At 35.0% G+C, this 25,559-nt stretch carries 25 protein-coding genes; 6 read left to right on the top strand and 19 right to left on the bottom strand.

Going from position 1 to position 25,559, the window contains the following annotated elements; genetic code table 11:
* The first annotated feature begins 231 nt into the window (after positions 1–231).
* Positions 232–1,494: an NRAMP family divalent metal transporter gene (locus DDD_RS02795; protein ID WP_015361216.1), complete on the top strand. Its 1,263-nt coding sequence runs from the start codon at positions 232–234 to the stop codon at positions 1,492–1,494.
* On the opposite strand, the gene msrA is transcribed toward DDD_RS02795, so the two are convergent.
* The 3 genes from msrA to DDD_RS02780 form a co-directional block, all read right to left on the bottom strand.
* Complete coding sequence (gene msrA / locus DDD_RS02790; RefSeq protein ID WP_015361215.1) at positions 1,491–2,141, bottom strand: peptide-methionine (S)-S-oxide reductase MsrA; 651 nt, start codon at positions 2,139–2,141, stop codon at positions 1,491–1,493. The genes DDD_RS02795 and msrA overlap by 4 nt on opposite strands.
* Before the next feature lie 136 nt (positions 2,142–2,277).
* Complete coding sequence (locus tag DDD_RS02785) at positions 2,278–3,057, bottom strand: zinc ribbon domain-containing protein (protein WP_015361214.1); 780 nt, start codon at positions 3,055–3,057, stop codon at positions 2,278–2,280.
* A gap of 3 nt (positions 3,058–3,060) precedes the next feature.
* Positions 3,061–4,152, bottom strand: a complete 1,092-nt coding sequence (locus DDD_RS02780) for a Nif3-like dinuclear metal center hexameric protein (protein ID WP_041567302.1) — start codon at positions 4,150–4,152, stop codon at positions 3,061–3,063.
* A 47-nt stretch (positions 4,153–4,199) separates the two neighbouring features.
* Here DDD_RS02780 and lpxK point away from each other — a divergent pair, with 47 nt between their 5' ends.
* The gene (gene lpxK / locus DDD_RS02775) at positions 4,200–5,168 is read left to right on the top strand and encodes a tetraacyldisaccharide 4'-kinase (protein ID WP_015361212.1); all 969 of its coding nucleotides are present in this window, start codon (positions 4,200–4,202) and stop codon (positions 5,166–5,168) included.
* On the opposite strand, the gene DDD_RS18205 is transcribed toward lpxK, so the two are convergent.
* From DDD_RS18205 to DDD_RS02740, 7 genes are all read right to left on the bottom strand, one after another.
* Entirely contained in the window at positions 5,163–7,511 is a 2,349-nt protein-coding gene (locus tag DDD_RS18205) for a tetratricopeptide repeat-containing hybrid sensor histidine kinase/response regulator (protein WP_015361211.1), read from the bottom strand. The two genes, lpxK and DDD_RS18205, sit on opposite strands and share 6 nt — an antisense overlap.
* 93 nt (positions 7,512–7,604) lie before the next feature.
* Positions 7,605–8,612 (bottom strand): type I glyceraldehyde-3-phosphate dehydrogenase, encoded by a 1,008-nt coding sequence (gene gap, locus DDD_RS02765; RefSeq protein WP_015361210.1) that lies wholly within the window; start codon positions 8,610–8,612, stop codon positions 7,605–7,607.
* A gap of 69 nt (positions 8,613–8,681) precedes the next feature.
* Complete coding sequence (gene lipA / locus DDD_RS02760; RefSeq protein ID WP_015361209.1) at positions 8,682–9,554, bottom strand: lipoyl synthase; 873 nt, start codon at positions 9,552–9,554, stop codon at positions 8,682–8,684.
* A gap of 46 nt (positions 9,555–9,600) precedes the next feature.
* A complete protein-coding gene (locus DDD_RS02755; RefSeq protein WP_015361208.1) occupies positions 9,601–10,710 on the bottom strand; it encodes a glycosyltransferase in 1,110 nt (369 codons plus the stop codon).
* Between the two features lie 9 nt (positions 10,711–10,719).
* A complete protein-coding gene (locus DDD_RS02750) occupies positions 10,720–10,929 on the bottom strand; it encodes a hypothetical protein (RefSeq protein ID WP_015361207.1) in 210 nt (69 codons plus the stop codon).
* 83 nt (positions 10,930–11,012) lie between these two features.
* Complete coding sequence (gene murB, locus DDD_RS02745) at positions 11,013–12,041, bottom strand: UDP-N-acetylmuramate dehydrogenase (RefSeq protein ID WP_041567301.1); 1,029 nt, start codon at positions 12,039–12,041, stop codon at positions 11,013–11,015.
* Positions 12,041–13,231 carry a pyridoxal phosphate-dependent aminotransferase gene (locus tag DDD_RS02740; protein WP_015361205.1) on the bottom strand — a complete coding sequence of 397 codons (1,191 nt, stop codon included), beginning with the start codon at positions 13,229–13,231 and terminating at the stop codon, positions 12,041–12,043. Before DDD_RS02740 ends, murB begins: the two co-directional genes overlap by 1 nt.
* A gap of 119 nt (positions 13,232–13,350) precedes the next feature.
* On the opposite strand from DDD_RS02740, the gene DDD_RS02735 reads away from it, so the two are divergent.
* A complete protein-coding gene (locus DDD_RS02735) occupies positions 13,351–13,962 on the top strand; it encodes a DUF6705 family protein (protein WP_015361204.1) in 612 nt (203 codons plus the stop codon).
* A 145-nt stretch (positions 13,963–14,107) separates the two neighbouring features.
* A complete protein-coding gene (locus tag DDD_RS02730; protein WP_015361203.1) occupies positions 14,108–15,439 on the top strand; it encodes an aspartyl protease family protein in 1,332 nt (443 codons plus the stop codon).
* A 1-nt stretch (position 15,440) separates the two neighbouring features.
* Here DDD_RS02730 and DDD_RS02725 read toward each other — a convergent pair whose 3' ends face one another.
* Entirely contained in the window at positions 15,441–15,839 is a 399-nt protein-coding gene (locus DDD_RS02725; protein WP_041566873.1) for a DUF1573 domain-containing protein, read from the bottom strand.
* 115 nt (positions 15,840–15,954) lie between these two features.
* Here DDD_RS02725 and DDD_RS02720 point away from each other — a divergent pair, with 115 nt between their 5' ends.
* A complete protein-coding gene (locus tag DDD_RS02720) occupies positions 15,955–18,588 on the top strand; it encodes a valine--tRNA ligase (protein ID WP_015361201.1) in 2,634 nt (877 codons plus the stop codon).
* A gap of 300 nt (positions 18,589–18,888) precedes the next feature.
* Here DDD_RS02720 and DDD_RS02715 read toward each other — a convergent pair whose 3' ends face one another.
* The 6 genes from DDD_RS02715 to rsfS all read right to left on the bottom strand — a co-directional run bounded on the left by DDD_RS02715 (position 18,889) and on the right by rsfS (position 23,731).
* Positions 18,889–19,167, bottom strand: a complete 279-nt coding sequence (locus DDD_RS02715; protein WP_015361199.1) for an acyl-CoA-binding protein — start codon at positions 19,165–19,167, stop codon at positions 18,889–18,891.
* Entirely contained in the window at positions 19,168–19,818 is a 651-nt protein-coding gene (locus DDD_RS02710) for a phosphatidylserine decarboxylase family protein (RefSeq protein WP_015361198.1), read from the bottom strand. It abuts the gene before it with no gap.
* Positions 19,808–20,647, bottom strand: coding sequence for a phosphatidate cytidylyltransferase (locus DDD_RS02705; RefSeq protein WP_015361197.1), 840 nt, complete (start codon positions 20,645–20,647; stop codon positions 19,808–19,810). The genes DDD_RS02710 and DDD_RS02705 overlap by 11 nt, the downstream gene beginning before the upstream one ends.
* Before the next feature lies 1 nt (position 20,648).
* The gene (locus DDD_RS02700; protein ID WP_015361196.1) at positions 20,649–21,266 is read right to left on the bottom strand and encodes an LUD domain-containing protein; all 618 of its coding nucleotides are present in this window, start codon (positions 21,264–21,266) and stop codon (positions 20,649–20,651) included.
* 65 nt (positions 21,267–21,331) lie between these two features.
* Positions 21,332–23,341 (bottom strand): ATP-dependent zinc metalloprotease FtsH, encoded by a 2,010-nt coding sequence (ftsH, locus tag DDD_RS02695; RefSeq protein ID WP_015361195.1) that lies wholly within the window; start codon positions 23,339–23,341, stop codon positions 21,332–21,334.
* 18 nt (positions 23,342–23,359) lie between these two features.
* Positions 23,360–23,731 carry a ribosome silencing factor gene (gene rsfS, locus DDD_RS02690; RefSeq protein WP_015361194.1) on the bottom strand — a complete coding sequence of 124 codons (372 nt, stop codon included), beginning with the start codon at positions 23,729–23,731 and terminating at the stop codon, positions 23,360–23,362.
* 85 nt (positions 23,732–23,816) lie between these two features.
* Here rsfS and DDD_RS02685 point away from each other — a divergent pair, with 85 nt between their 5' ends.
* Positions 23,817–24,524: a biotin--[acetyl-CoA-carboxylase] ligase gene (locus DDD_RS02685; protein ID WP_041566872.1), complete on the top strand. Its 708-nt coding sequence runs from the start codon at positions 23,817–23,819 to the stop codon at positions 24,522–24,524.
* Here the strand turns inward: DDD_RS02685 and DDD_RS02680 are convergent.
* Both DDD_RS02680 and pyrE read right to left on the bottom strand, forming a co-directional pair.
* Entirely contained in the window at positions 24,521–24,907 is a 387-nt protein-coding gene (locus tag DDD_RS02680) for a hypothetical protein (protein ID WP_015361192.1), read from the bottom strand. The two genes, DDD_RS02685 and DDD_RS02680, sit on opposite strands and share 4 nt — an antisense overlap.
* Before the next feature lie 9 nt (positions 24,908–24,916).
* A complete protein-coding gene (gene pyrE / locus DDD_RS02675) occupies positions 24,917–25,558 on the bottom strand; it encodes an orotate phosphoribosyltransferase (protein WP_015361190.1) in 642 nt (213 codons plus the stop codon).
* Between the last annotated feature and the right edge of the window lies 1 nt (position 25,559).

Raw genomic sequence — 25,559 nt, 5'->3', positions numbered from 1 at the left:
TTTTATACATCAGAGACTACCTACCTTTTGGGCGGATTATTATTAGTTCTGAAATTATTATTGTTCAACATAGAGTAGCAAACATAATTATTTTTCAGTCATAAACAAGCAATTCTGTAATTATTAATCTTAAATCAAAACTATATCGCTATAGTTTTGTGATTATTTTTATCTCGCTTTCGCGAAAGCGAGATTCTTAAAAGTACTTTTATTATTTTCTATCTTGGTCAAATGAATAAATTCTTCAAAGTTTTAGGTCCAGGATTGTTATTTGCCAGTACGGCAATAGGTGTCAGTCATCTTGTGCAAAGTACACGGGCAGGAATGATATATGGTTATGGATTTTTAGGAGCAATTATAATTATCAACATCCTCAAGTATCCATTTTTTGAATATGGGACTAGATATGCTGCAGGAAGTAATGAAAGCTTGATAGACGGTTACAAGCGATTAGGTAAATGGGCAATATGGTCCTACTTTGTGGTTATGATAGTAAGTTTATTCTTTGTAAGTGCTGCTGTTTTTCAAGTTACAGCTGTGTTTATGAAAGAGTTATTTCAAATTGAAGATGTTGTATATACATTTCTACCACTTGTATTGATTATAGGCTCTTGCTTTATGATTCTAGCTTTGGGAAAGTATAAGTTTTTAGATCAATTCATTAAAGTTGTAGGGCTAGCCATGATTGTTTGTGTGCTCATTGCATTTATCATGACTTTTTTTAAAGAAGAGACAGTCATTTCTGAACAATTTGAAGCTCCACAATTATGGTCTTTGAGCACGATTCCTTTTGGTATAGCTCTTATGGGATGGATGCCTACGGCGGTAGACTTAAGTGCCTGGAATAGTCTCTGGACTCTAGAAAAACAAAAAGTGAGCGGATATCGCTCTACCGTAAAAGAATCTACTAATGAATTTGCGCTAGGATACGGTATAAGTGCTGTGCTTGCCGTTTTGTTTCTAGCATTAGGCTCTATGCTTGTTTATGGAACAGATACGGTTATAGTTTCTGGTAGTGCTGGGTTTGCAAATCAGGTCATTGCCTTATTTACTAGTGCTATGGGAGAATGGTCTTACTATATTATTGCAATAGCGGCTTTTTGTATCATGTATGGGACGAGCATAGGAGTTCTTGATGGATATTCTAGAGCTTTAAAGCGTACTACTGAAGTTTTATTTTTTAAAAGCAAAACTGCTAGTGAAAAATGGTATTTATCGGCTTTAGTTGTCACCGCTTTAGGAGGTTTTTCTATTTGCTATTTCCTTAGTAATAATCCCAAGGGTTTTCTATTATTGGTAGATATAGCAACTATACTTTCTTTTCTATTTGCACCTATTGTAGCTGTACTTAATTACAAGCTTGTTACAAGAATGGAATTCCCAAAAGAGCATCATCCTCGGTTTTTTATGAAGGCAATATCTCTCTTGGGAATTACAGTGTTAACTGTTATGTCGCTGGTCTACATTTGCTATTATTGCGGTGCGTTCAACTAGTGTTGAGCACTTTCTTTAATTACTTCTGGCATCTTTGCTGCAAACCTTTTAAACCTAGGAATGGAAACTCCTCTTATATAGCCTTGATTAGGATGTAGTTTTGCATAATCTTGATGATAATCTTCTGCAATCCAAAATTTTTGAAAAGGCTTCACTTCTGCAGCTACGTCATAACCTTCTTTAGTAAGCGCAGCTATCTTATCTTCTATTATTTTTTTCTCTGCATCATTTTGATAAAAAATAATGCTTCGGTATTGAGAACCTCTATCTGGTCCTTGACCATTTACTTGTTCTATATCTTGCGAGGCAAAATATACATCTACTAAAGTTTTATAAGAAACTTTTTCTGGGTCGTAAATGATTTCGTTTGCTTCTGCATGGCCAGTTGTACCAGTGTTGCTGTCTTCATAAGTTGGATTTTTGGTATGACCACCAGAATAACCTGATATAGATTCTTTTACTCCTTTAACACCTTCATATATTTCTTCTACACACCAAAAACATCCACTCGCAAAATAGGCACGTTTCATTCCGTCCTGAACCGGTACCTGAATAGGATCTGCATTAGCAGCTGATTCTCCTTCCTGTTTTTGATCGTTACACGTTGATGCGAGTAGCATCATCATTAAAAAAGTTAGAAATTTCATGGGCTCTTAATATTTATCATTTAGATAGTAAAAATATGGTGGTTATATCAAGCGGGCTATTAAAAAAGGGTTAAATAAAAATCCCGTAATCTCTAGAGATTACGGGATTTTAATGATTAAAATTTAAAGCTATGAATTACAGCTTTGCAAATACTTTTTCCATTTTTTCAACTTGCTCTTGTGCAAGAGCTGCATCTACTAAAATACGTCCAGAGTGCTCGTCAGTAATAATTTTTTTACGACTTGCAATCTCTACTTGAACTTGTGGTGGAATGGTAAAGTAAGAACCTCCTGAAGCACCTCTTTCAATAGGTACTACTGCAAGACCATTCTTTACATTTGTTCTAATGCGTGTATAAGCTTTGATCAATCTAGGCTCAATAGAAGCAGCGTGATCTTCACTCATCTTAAGCAATGCATTTTCTTCCTTTTGAGTTTCTTCTAGAATCTCAGAAAGTTCAGACTTCTTGTGTTTTAAGTGATCTGATCTGTCAGCAAGGCGCTCTTTACTCTTATCTACTACTTCCTTCTGTTGCTCAATTTGTGCTTTGAATTCACGTATGTGCTTTTCGGCAAGTTCTATTTCTAGCTCTTGGAATTCAATTTCTTTAGAAAGGGAATTGAATTCACGATTATTACGCACATTTTTTTGTTGTTCACTGTACTTAGCAATCAGAGTTTTAGACTCTTCAATTAAGTTCTTTTTATCTTTAACTTTTTGAGAAAGTTCTTCAGTATGAGCGTCTAGTTTAGACATTCGAGTTTTTAATCCTTCCACTTCATCTTCAAGATCTTGTACTTCTAAAGGTAGTTCTCCACGTACATTACGTATTTCATCTACTCTAGAGTCGATTAATTGTAGATTGTAAAGCTCTCTTAACTTGTCTTCTACAGTAGCCTCGGTCTTTTTTGCCATCTTTTAATAATAATTAACTGGGTTTGTTCGCGCTTTTGCACAAAGGACTGCAAAATTACTAAATTTTTCCGTAAGATATTCATGTAAAATGTTTTTTGTAAACTGCTCGCTTTCATAATGTCCCACATCACAAAGAAGAATGTCTTGTCCTTGAAAGAAATCATGGTATTTTAGGTCAGCTGTGATGTACGCATCAGCTCTAGATTGTAGTGCATTTTTTATTGCAAATGCCCCAGAACCGCCTAATAGTGCGACTTTTTTTATGTTCCGCTTTCGCGAAAGCGAACTTCTTACCACGCCAGTTTTAAAAACCGACTTCGTTTTCTTTAAAAAGTCTTCTACGCTTAATTCTTCTTTTAATTGTCCAACAACACCCATTCCTATATTTTGATACGTGTTTTCTAAGGTAGTAATCTCATAAGATACCTCTTCGTAAGGATGGGAATGAGTCAATGCCTGCATAATTTGCGCTTCAAGATGCGGTAAAAATGTAACTGAAAGAGCATTCTCTTCAACGGTTTGTGTAATCAGCTTTTCTCCTAATTGTGGATTACTGTTTTTATTTCCTTTAAATGTTCCAGTTCCATTTTGTGTAAAGCTACATTCTGAATAATTACCTAGCTGCCCAGCACCTGCATTGAAAAGCGCTTCTTTTACCAATTCTATTTTATCAACAGGAACGTAGGTAACTAATTTTTTAATGAGTTGTGATTTAGGTACTAGTGTGTGTAAGTTTTCTAATTCCATTTCATGAGCCATTCTATAGCTCACGCCACCTTTTGCAACATCTAGTGCCGTATGAGTAGCATAAATGGCTATGTCGTTTTTAATTGCCTTTACAACGGCTTTACGTACGTAATCATTAGGTTGAAGGTGTTTTAAACCAGAAAAGATTATTGGGTGAAAGCTCACGATCAAGTTGCAGTTGTTCTCTATAGCCTCTTCAACTACGTTTTCTAAGCAATCCAGGGTAACCAAAATGCCCTTAAGATCATCAGACTTATCACCAGTAAGTAGCCCAGTGTTATCAAAATCTTCGGCGTAATATCTTGGAGCGAGTAATTCTAAATGAGAAATAACATCTTTAATTTTCATAATAACGGTATTCATGTCTGATGTAAAATTAACTTACTTTTGAACTCATGCAAGAATTAAGACTCTTATTATATCCCTTTTCTATCTTATACGATGGGATTACTTCTTTACGCAATTGGGCGTTTGATAAAGGAGTTCTAGAGCAAAGGGAATTTAACATTCCAATCATAGCAGTTGGGAATTTAAGTATTGGTGGGACTGGAAAAACTCCTATGATAGAGTATTTAGTAAGAGCTCATTCTGGAAAGAAAATAGCAGTTTTAAGTCGCGGTTATGGGAGGAATACTTCTGGTTATCTGGAATTGTCAGAAAATGATTTACCAGAGAAAGTAGGCGATGAGCCGTTGCAAATTAAAATAAAATTTAAGGATGCGATAGTCAGTGCGGTTTGTGAAAAACGTGTAAATGGTATAGAAAGATTACTAAGTGATCATGAATTAGATCTAATTTTATTAGACGATGCATTCCAGCACAGACACGTAAAAGCAAGTCATTACATACTATTAACAAGTTATGACAAGCTCTATGTTAATGATTACATTTTGCCAGCAGGAAACCTACGAGAGTCTTCAAGAGGCGCTGAAAGAGCAAAAACAGTTGTTGTTACAAAGTGTCCTGAGGACTTGTCACTTAAACAACGTAATGAAATTGAGAGTACATTAAAATTGAGCTCCTCACAAAGTTTATACTTTTCTACCATTCAATACGATAGCTTGATTTATAACGATCAAGAATCATTTGCTTTGAATACTTTAGAAGATCAGGATGTAACTATACTAACAGGAATCGCAAAGCCCCAAACATTTGTAAGGTATCTATCAAATTTTGTTGATGGAGCACATTTAAAATTTAAAGATCATCATTATTTTACTCGTGAGGAGATAGAACTTTTCAAGACTAAAAAATTGATTATCACTACTGAGAAAGATTATATAAGATTAAAACAGTATGGACTAGAGAATGTGTTTTATTTACCTATTAAAACCAAATTTATAGGAAAGTCAATAGAATTATAAAACTTCAAAGTTGGTAAATGCTTTTTGAATTTTTTCAAAAAACTCTTCTATTTTAAAAGGTTTTGGGATGATATCATCAAACCCTATCTCATAAAAGTCCTTTTCAGACTCACTTAAGGTTACTGCTGTGAGGGCGATAATAGGTATCTCAGGATCAAAAGACCTGATCTTCTTTGTGGCTTCCTTACCATCCATAATAGGCATATGAATATCCATTAGGATAAGATCATATTTAGCAGTTTTAACAGCTTCTACTGCTTCAAGTCCATTGTTTGCTACTTCACAAGAGAAATTCTTTGATTCAAGAATTTTTCTTGTAATCATTTGATTGATCTTATTGTCTTCTACAACAAGAATGAGTTTATTAGAAAGTTCAGCAGGTGTTGCTTGCTTAGTGCTTATAACTTCTTCTTTCGGAGGTGTAGCATCACTTCCTGATTCTTTCTCTTCTTTTGAGTTAGCTTCAGTAGGTGAAGTTTCTTGAATTTCATTTTCAGACGATGTGATCGTATTATCAGTGATCTGTGTTAATTCAGTTTTACTTCTTGGAAAATGGTTTTCTTTAAAAAACTTGTTGGAATCTGGAACATCAAACCATATTTCAAAAGTAAACTTACTACCTCTTCCTACTTCACTATTTAAAATAACTTCACTGCCCATTAATGTCACGAGGTTTTTAACAATGGCAAGACCTAGACCAGTACCTCCATATTCTCTTGTGGTACTGCTTCCTTCTTGAGTAAAGTTTTCAAAAATAGCTTGTTGCTTTTCCTCAGAAATTCCTTTACCATTATCCTCTATCTCAAAACGTATTAAACACTTATCGGCATTTAAACTTTTATTGTTAACTCGTATATAAATATCTCCATCTTTTGTAAACTTGATTGCATTACCTATAAGATTGATTAAGATTTGAGAAACTTTTACAGGATCACCTTGAAGCCTGGAAGGAATCGAGTTGTCGTACTGAATATGTAACTTGTTGTTTTGATCTGTGGCTTGTCCTTTAAGCGATGAACCTATGTCATGAACTCGTTTACTTAGGTCAAATGGAATTGCCTCAAGCTCTACTTTATTTGCTTCTAGCTTGTTAAAATCTAGGATGTTATCAATCAATGAAAGCAAGTATTCACCAGAAGATTGTAATGTCTCTAAATGTTCTTTTTGATCATTTCTAGGTTTAGTATCTAGCAATAAGTGAGTCAAACCAGTAACAGCATATAAAGGTGTTCTTAGCTCGTGTGTAATTGTAGAGAGGAAATCAGCTTTAATTTTTGCTGCATCTTGAGCTCTATCTCTTTCATCAATAAGAGCTGAATTTTTATTCTCTAAAACATTATTACTTTTTGCTCTTAATTTATTGTTTTTAAATAGCGACAAGGTAAGTAATGAAAGCAATGTAATAAATACACAAAGTAATATGTAGCTGGTATCAACTCCTCTTAACTCTTTAGTCTTTTCAGTATTAGAATCAAGTAAAGCTTTATTTTCTTTTTTAAGTTTATCAATCTCAATTATACTTGCCGTACTTGTTAAGGAAGAGTTTTCCGTTCCTATTAAATCAGTGTACTTCTCAAGATAGATAACACTTTGTTCAAATTCTTGATTTATTTTAAGAACTTGAGAGTATCTCAAATAAGCTTCTTTAAGAATTAGATTGAAATTATATTTTTCAGCTAAAGCAATGCACTCTGTAAGAATGGAATTTGCTTTATCATAGTTTTCATTCTCTAAATAAATGTGGGACAAATCTAATTGCGCTCTTGCGGCGTAGAAAAATTGACTTTTTTCTAAAAAGATAGGAATCAATCCATTCAATGCTTCTTGTGCTGTATTGTAATTTTCAATTTTAAGATCTAATTCTGCTTGACGCAGTTTTAAAAGAACACTTAAATCTTTATCAGGAGACTGAGCGAGGATAATTTGAGCATCAGATATGGCATCCTTTGCCTGAATAAGTTCATCCGTTTGTATTAATAAATCGGCCTGTAGTAATAAGAGTTGCGCATAATTTGTGGAACTTTTATCTAAATAGGAAGTTAGCTCCTCAATAGCGTTTTCAGCATATTTTATTTGTCTCGTATTTTGATAGTAGGATATCCTTACCATCTGAGCTTCTGCATAGATAGCAGAATCTTTCGCAATTTCTGTCGCACTATTTAATAAAAGATTTGCTTCTTCATAATCGGCGCTTTGTAAAGCAGCTTGAGCCTTTTCTAAGATTGCATTAACGGCAATTTTCTGGCTCGAAGTAGAGACAGTATCGTTTTGACCGTAGGAATTATGGAGAACTCCTGACAGTAAAAAAAGTAGTAATATATTATGTAACAGTCTTAAAGACACATTTTATTCTTGATAAACAAATATATCTTTTGTAAATTAAAAATGGCTAAATAACAACCATAATCCAATCATAAGTGCTTTTAATCGATGTTTTTAGGATAAACTTTTAGTTTTATTTAACCTACTAGCATAAATGACCATATCTTTAAGACGATTTGAATAGCCACTTTCGTTATCATACCAGCCTATAATTTTTACCATTTTGCCTATGACACTCGTCATTTCAGCATCATAAATACAAGAGTAAGGACTACCAGAAATATCTATGGAAACTAATGGTGTATTTGTGTAGGAAAATATTTTTGGATTCGCTTTCGCGAAAGCGAGAAAAGCATCATTCACCTCTTCAATACTTATATCTTTTTTTACGTTTATGGTCATGTCAGTAAGACTACCGTTAGGAACAGGAACTCTTATCCCGCAGCCGCCTATAACGTCACTAAGCTCTGGAAATATTTTAGTAAGTGCTTTTGCAGCACCAGTAGTTGTAGGAACGATGGACTGTCCTGCCGCACGCGCTCTACGTAAATCACGATGTGGCTGATCGTGTAAGCTTTGATCTGTGGTATAACTATGAACCGTTGTGATATAAGCTTGTTCTACACCACAAAGCTCTTGCATAACTTTTATAAGTGGTGCTGCATTATTAGTGGTACAACTGGCATTTGAAAAAATTAAATCTTCCTCTTGAAGAATGTGCTCATTTACACCTAAAACAACAGTTTTAATATCATCTTCAATGGGTGGAGCACTTAATATGACTTTTTTTGCACCTGCAGTTAGGTGCTTTTGCAACTGGGCTCTGGTTTTAAATTTACCGGTAGATTCTATTACAAAATCCACATCGTTCCATTGTAAATTTTCTAACTTATCGTGATGTGTAAATAAAATGGAATGGCCATTAAGGCTTATAGATTCCTTATCATAAGTTACCTCTGCATCGAGAACGCCGTGAATAGAATCGTATTTAAGAAGGTGAGCCATGACTTCATTAGAAGCAAGGTCGTTAATCGCAACTACTTCAATTTGTGGATCGTCATAAACCGTTCTTAAAAAAGTACGTCCTATACGACCGAATCCGTTAATGGCTACTTTAATCATTTATCTTAGAAATTGATCTACTTAATTAAAAGTGTGAATATTGGATTACAGCTATAAGGAAAACGATGATTACAAAATATGCTTGTGTGCCTTGTAAGAACTTCTTACTAACGCACCACTTTCTACATGTCTGAAGCCCATTTCTAGTCCAGCAACTTCATATTTTTTAAATTGCTCTGGTGTTATAAATTCTTTAACCGGCAAATGTTTTTTAGAAGGTTGTAGATATTGACCTATGGTAACCACATCTACATTATTGTCACGTAAGTCACGCATAGTTTGTAATACCTCTTCTTCAAGTTCACCTAAACCTAGCATAATTCCAGATTTTGTTCTGTTAATGCCTTGTTGTTTAAGATACCTAAGAACCTCTAGACTCGTGTCATATTTTGCTTGAATGCGCACCTCGCGAGTCAGGCGACGTACCGTTTCCATATTATGAGAAACTACCTCTGGATTTGCCTCTACAATACGGTCTATATTCCTTGTATTTCCTTGAAAGTCTGGAATAAGAGTTTCAAGAGTTGTTTCTGGATTCATGCGTCTTATGGCAGCAACGGTCTCTTTCCAGATTATGGAACCCATATCTTTCAAGTCGTCTCGATCTACACTAGTAATTACAGCATGTTTAATACCCATTAATTTGATGGAACGGGCTACTTTTTCAGGCTCTGCCCAGTCCACTGTATCTGGACGACCAGTTTTTACTCCACAAAAGCCACAAGATCTCGTACAAGTATTACCTAAAATCATAAAGGTTGCTGTTCCTTCAGTCCAGCATTCTCCCATATTAGGACAGCTACCAGAAGTACAAATCGTATGAAGGTCGTATTTCTCTACGGTGCTTCTTAGCTCTTTATATTTTTGACCTACGGGCAATTTTACACGCAACCATTTTGGTTTTCCTTTAGGTGGCGCGACTGATGTTTTTACTGATTCCATATTACAAAGTTAACGATTATGTAGTCGAATGAATAAGAATACCTAACTAGTTCCATTGTTTTGGTCGATGCCCCATGTTAGAAATGAATAGTGCCAGTTGAATGCTTACTAATAATAGTTCTAAAAAGGGAAGTAGGATGATGATATCGCTTTCGCGAAAGCGAGACATTCCTTTACCTACAACGATCCAAAAAATTACATACCTTACTAAAACAACGCCCAAGATTACCATCCAGTTTAAACCAAAAATAAAGCCCAATATCGCTGAAACAAAAAAGCCAATCTGAGAAAAATAAAATAGGCTTAATAAAATTTTATGCTTCCATTTATAATGTGCCGCCGTATTGATATGCCGTTTTTTTTGTTTCCACCAACCGGACCAGCTGGTTTTAGGCTGACTGGTTGTAAATGATTCTTCTTGCAGAGAAACAGCCGTATTAGAATAAGTAGCAGATTGATTTACAAAAAGGTCGTCGTCGCCACCGAGTATTTTCATGTGACTCATAAAACCGCTAGACTCATAAAATTGAGTAGCAGTGTAGGCTAGGTTGCGGCCTACGCCCATGAATGGATTACCACGCATGGCATAACTAAAATATTGAATAGCGGTAAGTACAGTTTCATACCGTATTAAAGCGTTTAAAAGAGAACTCTTTACTTTCTGATAACCTCCGTAACCTAAAACAATGCTTTTTTCCTGAGATAAATGCTGAGCCATAATAGCAAGCCATTCCTTGCTATTGGGAACACAATCAGCATCTATGAAAATAAGATGATCGTTTACCGCTTTTTTAATTCCTAAAGTAAGCGCATATTTTTTATTGCCCCAGAAGCTTTCATTGTTCACCACGTTTACCATTTTGATGCGGGCGTCTTGAGACATAAATTCTTCTATAACATCTCTAGTGTCATCGTGACTGGCATCATTGATTAAAATGACTTCAAAGTTGGGATGATTTTGTTCTAATAGTAAAGGGACGAGTACTTTTAAATTCTCTTGCTCGTTTTTTGAGCAAACAATCACAGAAACAGCTTGTTTTAAATTTCCTTGAGGTGGCGTTATTTTTCCAAAACCAACATTAGAAAAGAATAAGTAATAAACACAATTAATAATGGCAAATGAAGCCAGTATGTAGAAGAATACACCTATTTCCATGAAGAATGATTAGGCTTTAATCTGGTCGTTTTTGCAATCTTGCTCTTCAGGAAGTTTACCGCACATGCTGCAAGCTTCACCATTTTTATTAAGATAAGGACTTTGACTGGCACAAGTACCTGCAAATTTACCGTCTTTTTTACCCCAAATTTTGATAGCAATCCCACCAAAAGCAAGACCCAATAAAACAAATGATATAAGAATAAGTTTTAAATCCATAATGCAAAGATAAGCTTTGAAAATAGGTTAGATAGCATCGTTTTTAACAAAAATAACGATGGAGTTATCAACCTGCTTTATAGTTATTCATTAATTAAATTTACCTCAGTTTCTATTTCAATTCCATAACGATCGTACACGGCTTTTTGAATCTTATGAGATACATCAAGAATTTCTTGTCCAGTGGCATTTCCATAATTTACTAGGACTAGTGCTTGCTTCTCATGAATACCAGCATCTCCATACCGCTTTCCTTTGAAACCAGATTGGTCTATTAACCATCCAGCCGGTACTTTAACATGATCATGATCTACATCATAAGCAGGCATTTCAGGATGCATTCTTACAAGATCATCATATAGTGATCTTTTAATAATAGGGTTTTTGAAAAAGCTGCCACTGTTGCCTATTATTTTAGGGTCAGGAAGTTTGCTGCTTCTTATATTAATTACCGCTTTAGAAACAGTTTGAATACTTAAAGTTTCATCAAGCCTTGCTAGCTCACTTTGTATTGCACCGTAATCTGTTTTTAACTGGTAATTATTAGGTTTATTTAGATCTGTAAGTTTAAAAGTGACCGAAGTGATGACGTATTTTCCTAACGCCTCATTCTTGAAAATAGAATCGCGATAGCCAAAGTTACAATCGGTGAGAGAAAGTGTTTTCTCTTCAAGTGTTTTAATATCAATAACGTCGCAACTGTAAAAACTATCTTTTAACTCTACACCATAAGCACCGATATTCTGAATGGGTGAAGTCCCTACATTTCCTGGTATCAAAGAAAGGTTCTCAATACCAGCAAAATTGTTTTTTATGCAGTACAGAACAAAGTCATGCCAGTTTTCACCGGCCATTACTTTTAAATAAGTATCGCTGCCATCGCTTTTAATAATCTCGATACCTTTTAATAGTACGTGAACAACAGGCTTTTGAATATCGTTGATCAACAACATATTGCTTCCGCCACCTAAAAGAAACACTTGGGTCTCCTTATAGAAACCCAGTACTTCTTTAAGTTGTTGTAGAGATGCTACTGCAGTATACGCTTTCGCGAAAGCGGATATACCAAAAGTATTGAACTCCTTAAGAGGAAAATGATGTTGAACTTCTATCATGCATTATACGCCTTTAAGGCTTTGTCTAAAATACGAACTGCTTTTTTAAGTGATTCTTTCTCCAGAACGTATGCAATTCTTATTTGGTTTTTACCCATTCCTAGGGTACTGTAAAATCCAGCTGCCGGCGCAACCATAATGGTCTCTCCATCCAGCTCAAAGTTTTCTAGCATCCATTGTGCAAATACATCTGTATCTTCTACTGGTAGTTGAGCCACGCAGTAAAAAGCTCCACCTGGGTTTGCCACTTGAACACCATCGATTTCTTTAAGACCTTCAATAAGAATATCTCTACGCTCTATATATTCAGTTATTACATCATCAAAGTACTCCTGTTTTGTATCTATAGCAGCTTCAGCAGCTATTTGAGCAAATGTGGGTGGACTCAATCGGGCTTGGGCAAATTTCATTGCGGTTGCCATAACTTCTTTATTCTTTGAAACCATACAACCTATACGTGCGCCACACATACTGTATTTTTTTGAAACAGAATCTATCATGATGGCGTGATTTTCTAATCCTTTCATGTTCATCACAGACAAGTGTTTGCGACCATCATAAGCAAACTCACGATATACCTCGTCAGATAGCAAGAACAAGTCGTGCTTTTTCACTAAAGCGGTTAATTGATCCATTTCTTCTTGCGTGTATAAATAACCTGTAGGATTTCCTGGATTACAAATAAGAATTGCTTTAGTTTTATCGGTAATCAGCTTTTCAAATTCGCTTATAGCTGGTAGGGCAAAGTTGTTTTCAATACTCGTCGAGATAGGTTTTACGGTAACGCCGCTTGCCGTTGCAAAACCATTATAATTGGCATAAAAAGGCTCAGGGATGATTACCTCGTCACCATAGTCACAAATACTTCCCATAGCAAATAACAGCGCTTCACTACCACCAGTTGATACGATAATGTCGTCGCTAGTTATATTCATATCAATCTTATTATAATAAGTAGCAAGTTTATCTCTATAAGATTGGTTTCCTGCGCTATGGCTGTATTCAAGAACATCCATGTCGGTATTCTTTACGGCAGCTATTGCTTGTTCAGGTGTTTTTATATCCGGTTGCCCTATGTTTAATTGATATATATGAACGCCACGTGCTTTTGCGGCTTCAGCATAAGGAACTAATTTTCTCACTGGAGAAGAAGGCATTTTAAGCCCTTTTTCAGAAATTTGTGGCATGATAATTTTTTAGTTTGCAAATGTACTATTTGAGTAAGGATGCACAAAAGACTTTGACAAAACCTTATATTTAAGATTTAAATGATAAAAATATACCTTGTTTACTGTGAAATGTCATGATGAATAAAATTACCAACATAGCAGTATTATTTTTATTAGCAACAAGTTGTTATGCGCAACGCACGATCACCATAGAACAACGAGCGGTGTATTATGAAAATAGACAAGATCTACCAGAAATGGTAGAAGAAATTAATGACGTCAATAACGTACTAGATGAATTTGTAGGGTCATGGTCTACCAACTATGATGGTAAGACGATATCTATACAAGTTGTCAAGGAGCGAGAAGTAACAAATTTTAGAGGGGTTACCTTATCTGAAGATTTGTTAAACTTCAGTTATGAAATCAAAGATTCAAATGGAGTTATTTTGGCGAGTTCTACCCAAGCCCAACTTGGAGATTGTAAGGGATTGACCTATCTTTCTGATGGCACATATGTTTTTTATCTCTATGATGCTTGTGAAATGGATAAGGCTATTTATTTAAAACCTTATATTTCATTTCCTGATCCCAATATAAGAAATGAAGAAAAGAGAGAAATGCAGTTTATAGTATCGCCGCCTCTTTTGGGCGGTTTAGATTCTGACCCTAATGACAATTCCAACTGTGTTTCAGTGGCAAATTATTTGCCACCTGTAAATACCATGATTGTTTTGGATAAGCAGTAAATATAATATCTAAATGGTCCTCATATTTTTTTAAAGATCACATATGTTGTTTTGGTAGCGTAAACAGCCTTAATCATTTGAAAAGTATCTTTTATAATAGTAAGTATTAGTATATAATATGTACTTATTATTATATTTAGATACTATGAAATTTACGATTGTATTTCTTTTAATTTTACTTGGTTATCAAAATGGATGTAGTCAAGAAGGTTTTGTGTTTAAAGAAGGAGTCACAAAAGAAAAAATTGCTTTTAGGGAGCATTCTAACCTTATAGTAATGCCTGTGAAAATTAACAATGTTGAGTTTAACTTTATACTTGATACTGGTGCTAATAAAACTATCATTTTTAATCTAAAAGGTATTGATTCTTTAAGCTTAAGAGAAGGTGATTATATAAAGGTGAGAGGTTATGGTGACAAAGAGTTTCTTAAAGCATACCAGTCAAAAGGGAATACGATAGAAATAGGCGATCATATTCATAATAAGAATGCCGAGGTGTTAGTTCTAAGCGATAAGGAAATAGACCTTTCTTCAAAAGTCGATGTCGAAGTACATGGCTTATTGGGAATCGATTTTTTTAAAAATTTTGTAATTCATCTCGATTATAGAAAATCTTATGTAAGAGCATATTCTAATTATGAGGATTTGCCTAGATCATTGCGCAAGAAAAAGCAGTTTGATTTAAAAGTCAAAAACGGAAGGCCTTTGGTCCAAATAAAACTAGAAAATGACCTGCTCAATGGAGCGTACGATTTTCTCATTGACACAGGAAGTGGTGATGCATTATGGGTGTTCAATGAGATAGATGAAACATTTACTATGGATAATAGTTTTGAAGACTATTTAGGGTTTGGTATTAATGGTAAAATTTATGGTTTAAGAACTAAGGTAAATTCGATTGATTTATTTGATACATCGCTTCAGAAAGTCTCTGTTTCCTATCCCTATAAAAAATACCATAATGTGGAAAGAACATCGGTGTCTAATGATGGGAGTCTAGGAGGAGAAATATTACGCAGATATGATGTAATCATTGATTATCCCAACAAAAAAATAGCAATGAAACCCAATAGATTCTTTAACGAGGGTTTTTACTATAATATGAGTGGTTTAGGAATACAGAGAGGAGAAACAAAGTTGTTCACAGAAATAGGAAGAAACTTTTCTCAAGATAAAGATGATTATGGTAGTATTACAGCACGCAAAGTGACGGTTTCAAGTACTCTTGAGATATCTTACAAATACGTACCCAAAATTTTTATAGATTACGTAAGAGAAAATTCTCCAGGAGATAAAGCAGGAATAGAAGTAGGAGATCAAATTATTTCTATTAATGGTTACAGACAAAGACAACTCACCTTACATAGAGTAAGTCAGTTGTTTTATAAAAACCCTTATAAAAACTTAAGAATAAAACTTAAGAGAGGAGATGAAGAGTTTAAGGTAAAATTTAAAAATATCCCATTGATTTTGTAATCTAAGAACTTTTTAAAACAATTCCCTTAAGACGCAATGGAACAAGTTTCTTCTCAATGTTTACATAAACCGTAATAGTTTTAACGATAGGACCTACTTTATTAGTGTCATATTTTACCTTGATCTCGCCATTTTCTCCAGGGTTTATAGGGTCCTCAGGTTTTGATAAGATATCGCAGCTGCATGAAGAATAAACTTTATAAATCTTTAGTGGATTATTACCAGTATTTTTAAAAGTAAACGTTCTTACACCATCACTTCCTTTAGCTATTTCTCCATAATCTATAGTTGTTGTTTCAAACTCTATAGTTGTTAATGGATCAAGCGAACTATTATTCTGAGCATTTAAACCAGAAAATAAAAAGGCCGTTAGCAAGAATGGAAGTAGTAAATTTTTCATCATTATTGATTTCAATTAATAAAAGTAAACTATCGAGCTTAAAGTCATGGTTAATGCTGCGTAATTTTTAACTTAATAGTACTTTTGTAAGTCAATTTCAAAAATTAAGCCAAACATGTCCCTAGCGTCAAAGTACGATTCTAAAAAGAGCGAAGAGAAATGGTATCAATACTGGATGGAAAATGACTTCTTTTCATCGGTACCAGATGAAAGAGAGAGCTACACTATAGTAATTCCGCCACCTAATGTGACCGGAGTCTTACATATGGGACACATGTTAAACAACACTATTCAGGATGTTTTAATCCGTCGTGCTCGTTTAAAAGGATATAATGCATGTTGGGTTCCTGGAACTGACCATGCATCAATTGCAACTGAAGCAAAGGTGGTAAAAAAGCTTAAAGAGCAAGGTATCGATAAAAATGACCTCACTCGAGAAGAATTTTTAAAACATGCTTGGGACTGGACTGATGAATACGGTGGTATTATATTAGAGCAACTCAAAAAACTAGGAGCTAGTTGTGACTGGTCTAGAACTAAGTTTACGTTAGATGACGATATGTCTGCATCTGTTATAAAAGTCTTTATCGATCTTTATAATAAAGGGCTAATTTACCGAGGTTACCGTATGGTAAATTGGGATCCTGAAGCAAAAACAACTCTAAGTGATGAAGAAGTTATTTATGAGGAGCGCAATGGTCACTTATACCATCTGAAATATCAAATCAAAGGAAGCGAAGACTTTGTAAGCATAGCTACAACTCGCCCAGAAACTATTCTAGGTGATACTGCAATTTGTGTGCATCCAGAAGATGAACGATATACATCATTAGTAGGTAAGACAGTTATCGTACCTATAGTAAATAGAGAGATTCCTGTCATTGCAGACGAGTATGTAGACATGGAATTTGGTACAGGAGCGTTAAAAATCACACCAGCTCATGATGAAAATGATAAGAAGATAGGAGAGACGCACCATCTTGAAGTTATTGATATCTTCAATGAAGATGCAACTTTAAATAGTTTTGGTCTTCATTATGTCGGTAAGGATCGTTTTGCAGTGCGTAAAGAGATTTCTCAGGAGCTTGAAGAAAAAGGATTTTTAATAAAGAAAGAAGATCATGTTCATAAAGTAGGAACTAGTGAGCGTACAAAGGCCGTAATTGAACCTAGATTATCAGATCAATGGTTCTTAAAGATGGAAGATCTTGCACAACCTGCTATTGATGCTGTAAGAAATGATATTGTAGAGCTGTTGCCGCCTAAATTTAAAAGTACCTATTTCCACTGGATGGAAAATGTACGCGATTGGAATATCTCAAGACAACTAATGTGGGGACAGCGTATTCCTGCTTATTATTTTGGTGATGGAAAAGAGGATTTTGTAGTTGCGAGTAGTGTAGAAGAAGCTGTTACGCTTTCGCGAAAGCGAACTAATAACAACAATTTACAACCAGAAGACTTACGTCAGGAAAATGATGTTTTGGACACGTGGTTCTCGAGTTGGTTATGGCCTATAAGTGTTTTTAACGGAGTTTTAGAGCCAAATAATGAGGAGATCAATTATTATTATCCGACAAGAGATTTAGTAACTGGACCAGATATCCTTTTCTTTTGGGTGGCTAGAATGATTGTTGCTGGGTATGAATTAAGAGGTGAAAAGCCTTTTGACAAAGTTTATTTAACTGGTTTAGTAAGAGATAAGCAAAGACGCAAAATGTCTAAGTCTCTAGGTAATTCACCAGATGCTTTAAAACTTATTGAAGAGTATGGAGCAGATGGTGTAAGAGTTGGCTTGTTATTAAGTGCTGCGGCTGGAAATGACATCATGTTTGATGAAAAACTATGTCAACAAGGTAAAGGATTTGTAAATAAAATCTATAGTGCATACACTGGTTTAATTGATAAATGGGAAGTTGATAAATCGCTAGAACAACCATTGCACGCCGCTCAGGGAATCGCCTGGTACAAGAGCAGATTCAATAAGGTGCTAGAAGAAATAGAAGATCATTATTCTAAATACAGAATAAGTGATGTCTTGATGTCGTCTTATAAATTGATTTATGATGATTTTTGTGGCTGGTTGCTAGAGATAGTAAAGCCAGAATATCAAAAACCTATTGATGCAAAAACTATTGCCCAAGTAATCGAGCTTTTTGAAGATAATTTGAGATTGATTCACCCTTTTACGCCTTTTATATCTGAGGAATTATGGCAGGCAATAATTGATCGTAAACCAGAAGACGCATTATGTGTAAATAGTTGGCCAGAAGTAGGAGAAGTTGATGATCAAATTTTGACCGATTTTGAATTAGTTCAAGATGTTATTGCTGGAATAAGAACGGTACGCAAGGAGAAGCAAATTGCTTTCAAAAACGAGATCGAACTAAAAACAATCAATAACGAAAACCTAAGTTTGGAATATAACTCATTAATTCAAAAAATGGGTAATGTTTCTAATGTTGAGGTGATTAATGAGCAACTTGCCGGCGCTGCTAGCTATCGTGTGAAGTCTAATGAGTATTTCATACCACTAGAAGGTAATATAGATGTCGCTGCAGAGCTTGAAAAACTGGAGGCTGAGCTCAAGAGAGCAAAAGGTTTCTTGATAGGTGTACAAAAGAAGCTAGGTAATGAACGATTTGTAAGCAACGCGCCAGATGCGGTTGTAGCTATAGAAAAGAAAAAAGAGGCTGATGCTCTTGCGAAAATCGACACGATAGAAGCTAGTATGAAAGCTTTGAAATAAATCTATATGAGTACCACAGACGCTAAAGCGCTTCTATTTCTAGGAGCTTCTATGATTATCGTCGTAGTACTCGTTATAGGTGCAATTAAGTACATGAAATACATATTGAACAAAAGAGAATAATTATGAATCCATTTGTTACTATAGTGATCGTTTTAGGCGCTGCAGTTTTATGTTTGACGGCACTAGCTATATATATTCTTAGAAAGAAAGATTAGGTAAGCAGTCCTAAAATTATAAGTAAAAGTCTCAAAAGATTAGATCTTTTGAGGCTTTATGATTTCTGTTTAAAATATAAAATCACCACGGTTTTGGATATAGATTTTCGATAATTTCAATATATCTCTTCTTAGCTTCTTTTTTAGAAATTGCCTGTACTTGAATGAGGGCATTCATTTTAAAAGCATTTCTTAAATCGTTGGACTCAAAACTTCTGTTGCTTACATAAGGTTCATCTATAGCTCGTTTATAATAGGCATAGAGATGAAGTTGCAAGTCTGGTGGCACCAGAGATTGTTCTTCAGAGGACGCTTTCGCGAAAGCGGCATTAAATTTTTTATCTAACTCTTTTTCGGTCATCTAGAAAGTGGCAAGAACAGATTCTCCTCCCTTAACTTTTTGATTTAATTCTACGTTTATAGGCGTGTCCACCGGCAGGTAAACATCTACACGACTCCCAAATTTAATAAATCCGCTGTCGTTTCCTTGTATGATAGATTCATTTTCTTTAGCGTAGTTTACAATACGTTTTGCTAGAGCACCAGCAATCTGTCTATACATTACTTGGTGTTTATTCTTGTGATCAATTACTACTGTTGTTCTCTCATTTTCTTCGCTAGCTTTGGGATGCCAGGCAACAAGGTATTTACCAGGATGGTATTTACTGTAAGCAATCTTACCTGTAATAGGATACCTAGTAACATGTACATTTATAGGCGACATGAATACAGATATCATTAATCGTTCTCCTTTGAAGTATTCGTTTTCAGTAACTTTTTCAATAACTACGACTTTTCCGTCTACTGGAGAAACCACTGTAGTATCACTGAGAATGGTATTTCTTATTGGGTTTCTAAAAAATTGCAAGATGATAAATAGAAAAACGATAACAATTACAGAGAGGCTTATTTGAGCCCATTGCGGTATAGGTACTAGCCAGATAATACTCATGAGTACTACTGTCAAGACAAATGCTATTAAAATTGAGGTATTTCCTTCTTTATGAAACATAATTGATTATTAAAAAAGTGGCATAAGCAAATGGAGCTGCAAATATAATACTGTCCATGCGATCAAAAATACCACCATGGCCAGGCATGATACTACCGCTGTCTTTAACTGCTGCTTGTCTTTTTATTTTACTTTGTATAAGATCTCCTAGAGTTCCGAAAAACGCAACAACCAAGGCAATGGTCATCCAGTTCCAAACGGTATAATTTATAATTCCTATTGATTTAAGATAAAAATACAATCCTGCACCAGCTGCAATTGCCATTACCAAACCACCTACAAAACCTTCAATGGTTTTTTTAGGAGAAATGCGTTTCATGAGTTTGTGCTTACCAAAGTTTTTTCCAAACAAATAAGCAAAACTATCATTAGTCCAGATAATAGCAAAAATACCTATGAGTAACTCTGGTTGATAATTAGGTGTTACTAAGTCTAGATGAATGACGACATCGGGAATGAGTGCTAGAAATAGACTGCTACCTATGAGGTAGAGTAGTGCAATGATATGTTTCTTAGTATTAAATAAAGCAATACGATCTACCAATACTAGATCCCTAATGAGATAGATGTTGACGAGTAAAGTAGCTGCCAATAGAATGTAAATAAACTCCATTGAGACATTTTTCCAAACTATAAAGTAATAGGCAATAGGTAGAATAGGGTAAATGAGCCATTGTTTCAATCTGATCATGGGCATTAATTCCAACAAGCAAATAAATGCAAATGCACAAAACAAAAGTATAAATACATCTCTTGAGTATAAAGCGCTTAATACCACTAGAGATACATAAACGATTCCAGATATGGAACGAGTTATTAATTCTCTCATGTTATAAGTCTTCTAAAAGTAGTAGGTACAACCTTTTTTTAGGAGCACCATAATTCATTAAGTCTTTATCCTGTTTAGGAGCAGCCTCTCTGAAATTTTTTAATGTAGTAATGTTAGTAGGAATATGTCCTTTACTTTGATGTTTAATACCACGCAATCCTTCACCTATAGATTCAACTATCTGACTTGTACTTGCTAGAATGACATAAGTTTCTGGTAAATCAGCTGGCTTAGTTTCTTTTACTTGTCTTGAAGAAAAAAGTATCGCTCCATTATTAGCAATCACATATTCACAAGTCCCTAGAAAAAAATCTGATTTCAGATTTGAAGAGTTAAAATCTAAATTAAACCCATCAAATCTATCTATAAGTTGCTCATCAAAACAGAGCACACTTTTTTCGAAATAATCATGTTCAACAAGAATATCTTCAAAATGCTGTTTTATCTCTTTTTCATCTATAGCATAAAGAAATCTTCCACCTTGATGCTGAAAATTATGAATAAATTCTTCGTCTAACGGAGGCTTTTCATCTGGCATATATTTAGAGCGCTCCTTGTTGGACCCTTTAATAGGTTCTGAATCAGAAGATTTTCCAAATAATTTTTTAAATATGCTCATTGCCTTTCGCTAGCCTTCATTATAGGGTTGAGGTAAATATAGTTACTTAAATTTATGCAAGCAAACTATTCTTCCTCATCGGCAGCTACACTACCGTTTAATGACGATCGATTAGACGATTTTAAGGCAACCGCTTCCTCTTTTACAAAGGTGCGTTTTCCAAAAATTTTCTCTAAATCATCTTTGAAAATTACTTCTTTTTCAAGAAGAATTTCAGCTAGTTCAGTAAGCTTATCTTTATTCTCAGTAAGAATCTTAATAGCTCGCTGGTATTGCGCTTCTATAATTTTTGAAATTTCCTCATCAATAACTACTGCTGTTTGCTCGCTATATGGTTTTGTCATGGAGTACTCTGACTGACCACTAGAATCATAATAAGTAATATTCCCTACTTTGTCATTCAAACCATAAATGGTTACCATTGCTCGAGCTTGTTTTGTCACCTTTTCAAGATCACTTAATGCTCCAGTAGATATATTGTCAAAAATTACTTTCTCAGCAGCACGTCCACCCATGGTAGCACACATTTCATCAAGCATTTGTTCTGGCCTAACGATCTGTCTTTCTTCAGGTAAATACCAAGCTGCACCTAGAGATTGTCCCCTTGGTACTATAGTCACCTTTATGAGAGGTGCCGCGTGCTCTGTCATCCAGCTTACCGTAGCATGACCAGCCTCGTGAAATGCAATCGTCTTTTTCTCAGATGGCGTGATGAGCTTATTCTTTTTTTCTAGACCACCTACAATTCTATCTACAGCATCTAAAAAGTCTTGTTTGCCAACAGCTTTTTTACCATTTCTTGCAGCTATAAGCGCTGCTTCATTACACACGTTTGCAATGTCAGCTCCAGAGAATCCAGGAGTTTGCTTAGCAAGAAATGCCGTGTCTAACTCATTTTCTACTTTCTTCAGAGGTCTTAAGTGAACTTCAAATATTTCTTCTCGTTCTCTTACATCTGGTAGATCTACATAGATCTGTCTATCAAAACGACCAGCACGCATCAACGCCTTGTCCAGAATGTCAGCTCTGTTAGTTGCTGCAAGAACGATTACATTAGTGTTGGTACCAAAACCGTCCATCTCAGTAAGAAGCTGGTTTAATGTGTTTTCTCTTTCATCGTTAGAACCTGACATGTTTGATTTACCACGAGCACGACCTATTGCATCTATCTCATCAATAAATATGATAGCAGGAGATTTTTCTTTTGCCTGTTTAAATAAGTCACGTACGCGACTAGCACCTACACCTACAAACATTTCTACAAAATCAGATCCGCTTAATGAAAAGAAAGGAACTTTTGCTTCACCAGCAACTGCTTTTGCGAGTAAAGTTTTACCTGTTCCTGGAGATCCTACTAGCAAGGCTCCTTTTGGAATTTTACCACCTAAAGATGTATACTTTTCAGGATTTTTAAGAAAGTCTACAATCTCTTGTACTTCTTCTTTTGCACCTTCAAGACCTGCCACATCTTTAAAAGTGGTCTTAACGTCAGTTTTTTGATCAAATAATTTGGCTTTTGATTTTCCTATATTAAAAATCTGGCCGCCGCCTCCACCAGCGCTGCCACCGCTCATTCTTCTCATTAAGAATAACCAGATTCCTATGATTAAAATAAATGGTAAAATAGAAAGCAATAAATCCATGAGGCCTTCATCTTCACGGTCAAAGACTAGCGTTGTTTCTGGACTAGAAGTTTTGATAACTTCCTTAAGTTGCTCTTCAAAAGCTTTTGCATCACCAAATTCTACAGTATAGTTAGGTAATTTAATACCACCGAAGGATGGGGCTTTTTTACTTGCTTTATGCTCTGGTTGTTTAAGAGCCTCGGTAGTCATATATACTTGAGCAATACCTCGATTACTCACTACTACGATACTATCTACTTCTTTATCTTCTATCGCATCAAAAAACTCTAGATAATCTAACTTTTTAGTTTGATTTACCGAGTTATTTACTAGATAGTATCCTATGAAAAGTAAAGCTATAGGAGTCACGATCCACCAGATATTGAATTTTGGTTTACCTGGACCTGGCTTTAAATTTGGACGTTTTTTATTATTTTGATTTTCTGACATTTTACTGGTATGAACTTATTAATAAGCACTTTCTATAACGGTGATTTTTGCATCACCCCAAAGCTCTTCTAAATCGTAATATTCTCTAATTTGTGTTTGGAAAACATGAACCACTACATTAACGTAGTCCATTAGAACCCATTCTCCTTGGCTTTCACCTTCTACGTGCCATGCATTTTCTTGCAACTCTTTACTCACTTTTCTCTGAATAGAGCTAGAAATAGCATTAACTTGAGTATTTGAACTACCATTACATATAACAAAGTAACTGGTTACTGTATTTTCAATTTCTCTAAGGTCTAGTATAGTGATGTCTTTTCCTTTTACATCCTCAATGCCGGCAACGATTTGTGCAATGAGCGCATCAGCAGAAACATTTTCTTTAATCATTAATTATTGTTTGTATTCACAAATTTATTCTTTTTTTGAGCTTGTTTTACTAAATTACCCATAAACTCGCAAATTTATATTCAAATTGAACATAGTCAAATTACATGCCACTACATCTACAAATGATGAGTTGAAATCTCGCTTTCGCGAAAGCGAATTGCCACATCTTACCACTATCTATACTATGGAGCAAACTAGAGGTAAAGGTCAACAAGGTGCAACATGGGTTTCTGAAAAAGGTAAAAACTTGACGTTTAGTGTTTTAATTAAGGAAAACTTACAGAAGCTTTCACCTTTTAAATTAAACCAAGTGATCTCTGTCACGATAGTCGAGTGGTTAAAGGACGAATTACAAATACAGTCAAAAATTAAGTGGCCTAACGACATACTGTCAGTGCGTCATAAGTTGTGTGGAATTCTAATAGAAAACGTGTTTGCAAAAGATAAAATGGCTTATTCTATAATTGGGATAGGTCTCAATGTAAATCAAGAGGAATTTGTTGATTTACCAAAAGCCATTTCTTTAAAACAAATCACTAATCGTGAATTTGACCTTGAAGAGTTGCTGATAAGTTTTCTAGAGCATCTTAAAAAGAATTTGCGCAACCCATTACAGATTGCGCAAAATTATAATAAGTATCTATTTAATTATCAACAGTTTACTTCCTTTAATTCCTCTTCTGGTACAATAGAAGGAATTGTAAAAGGAACTGATCTCGATGGTAAACTAATACTAGAAGTACAAGGAGAACAAAAGGCTTTTGATCTCAAAGAATTGCAATGGGTGTATTAGATTTTTTCTATACCGTTTGCAAGTTGATCGAGAAACTTGTTGATAGGGCCTTTGATCATCATAGCCATCATGGCATTGAAATCTCCATCAAAGAATAATTGCGCCTCTGATCCAGTAGATGCTTCATGAATCTTACAAGTAAGTGTAAAAGCTAATTTATCGCTCGTAGATCCTAAAACTACTTCAGAATGCGGCGTTTTATCTTTTAGCCCTAATGCGATTTCTGGCATTCCTTTTAATCCAAAAAGAAATTTATCTTCACCTCTTAATTCAAACTTTGTATCATCTGGCATCAAGTTTTTAAAATTTTCTACTTGAGTTAAGAAGTTATAAAGTTCTTCAGGAGATTTTTGTGTTTTTGCAACACGACTTTCTAAATTCATTTGTAATATTTATGAGTTCCAATTGCTAGGATCTTTTCTCCAGCTTTTTAATAATTCAATTTCTGACTCATTGAAGTGACCAGCCTGAGTGGCTTGTTCAATGAGGTGATCATAATCACTTAAAGTAGTAAGCTCTAAGTCGTATTTTTTAAAATTTTCTACTGCAAAATCAAAGCCATAAGAAAAAAGTGCGATCATTCCTTTTACATCTGCTCCAGCATTTTTTAAAGCATCTACTGCATTAAGACTACTTTTACCAGTGCTTATTAAATCTTCTACGACAACTACTTTGTTGCCGCTTTCTAGGTGACCTTCTATTTGGTTTTGGCGCCCGTGCTTTTTTGCTTCTGGTCGTACATAAATAAAAGGTAAGTTCATATAGTCTGCCACTAGCATTCCTATACCTATCGCTCCAGTCGCCACACCGGCAATAACATCTGGTTTACCATAAAGAGCTTCTATACGAGCTGCAAGGTGTTCTCTTAAGAAATTTCTTATCGCTGGATATGAGAGTGTTACTCTATTATCGCAGTAAATAGGCGATTTCCATCCACTTGCCCACGTAAAAGGTTCTTGTGGTTGCAGTTTAATTGCTTTAATTTGCAATAATAACTCAGCAGTTTTTATTGCTATATCCTTATCTCTTACCATG

The organism is Nonlabens dokdonensis DSW-6, from assembly GCF_000332115.1.
GTDB lineage: Bacteria > Bacteroidota > Bacteroidia > Flavobacteriales > Flavobacteriaceae > Nonlabens > Nonlabens dokdonensis.
Note: the sequence above shows the minus strand (reverse complement) of the source record. Positions and strands in the feature narration are given on the sequence as shown.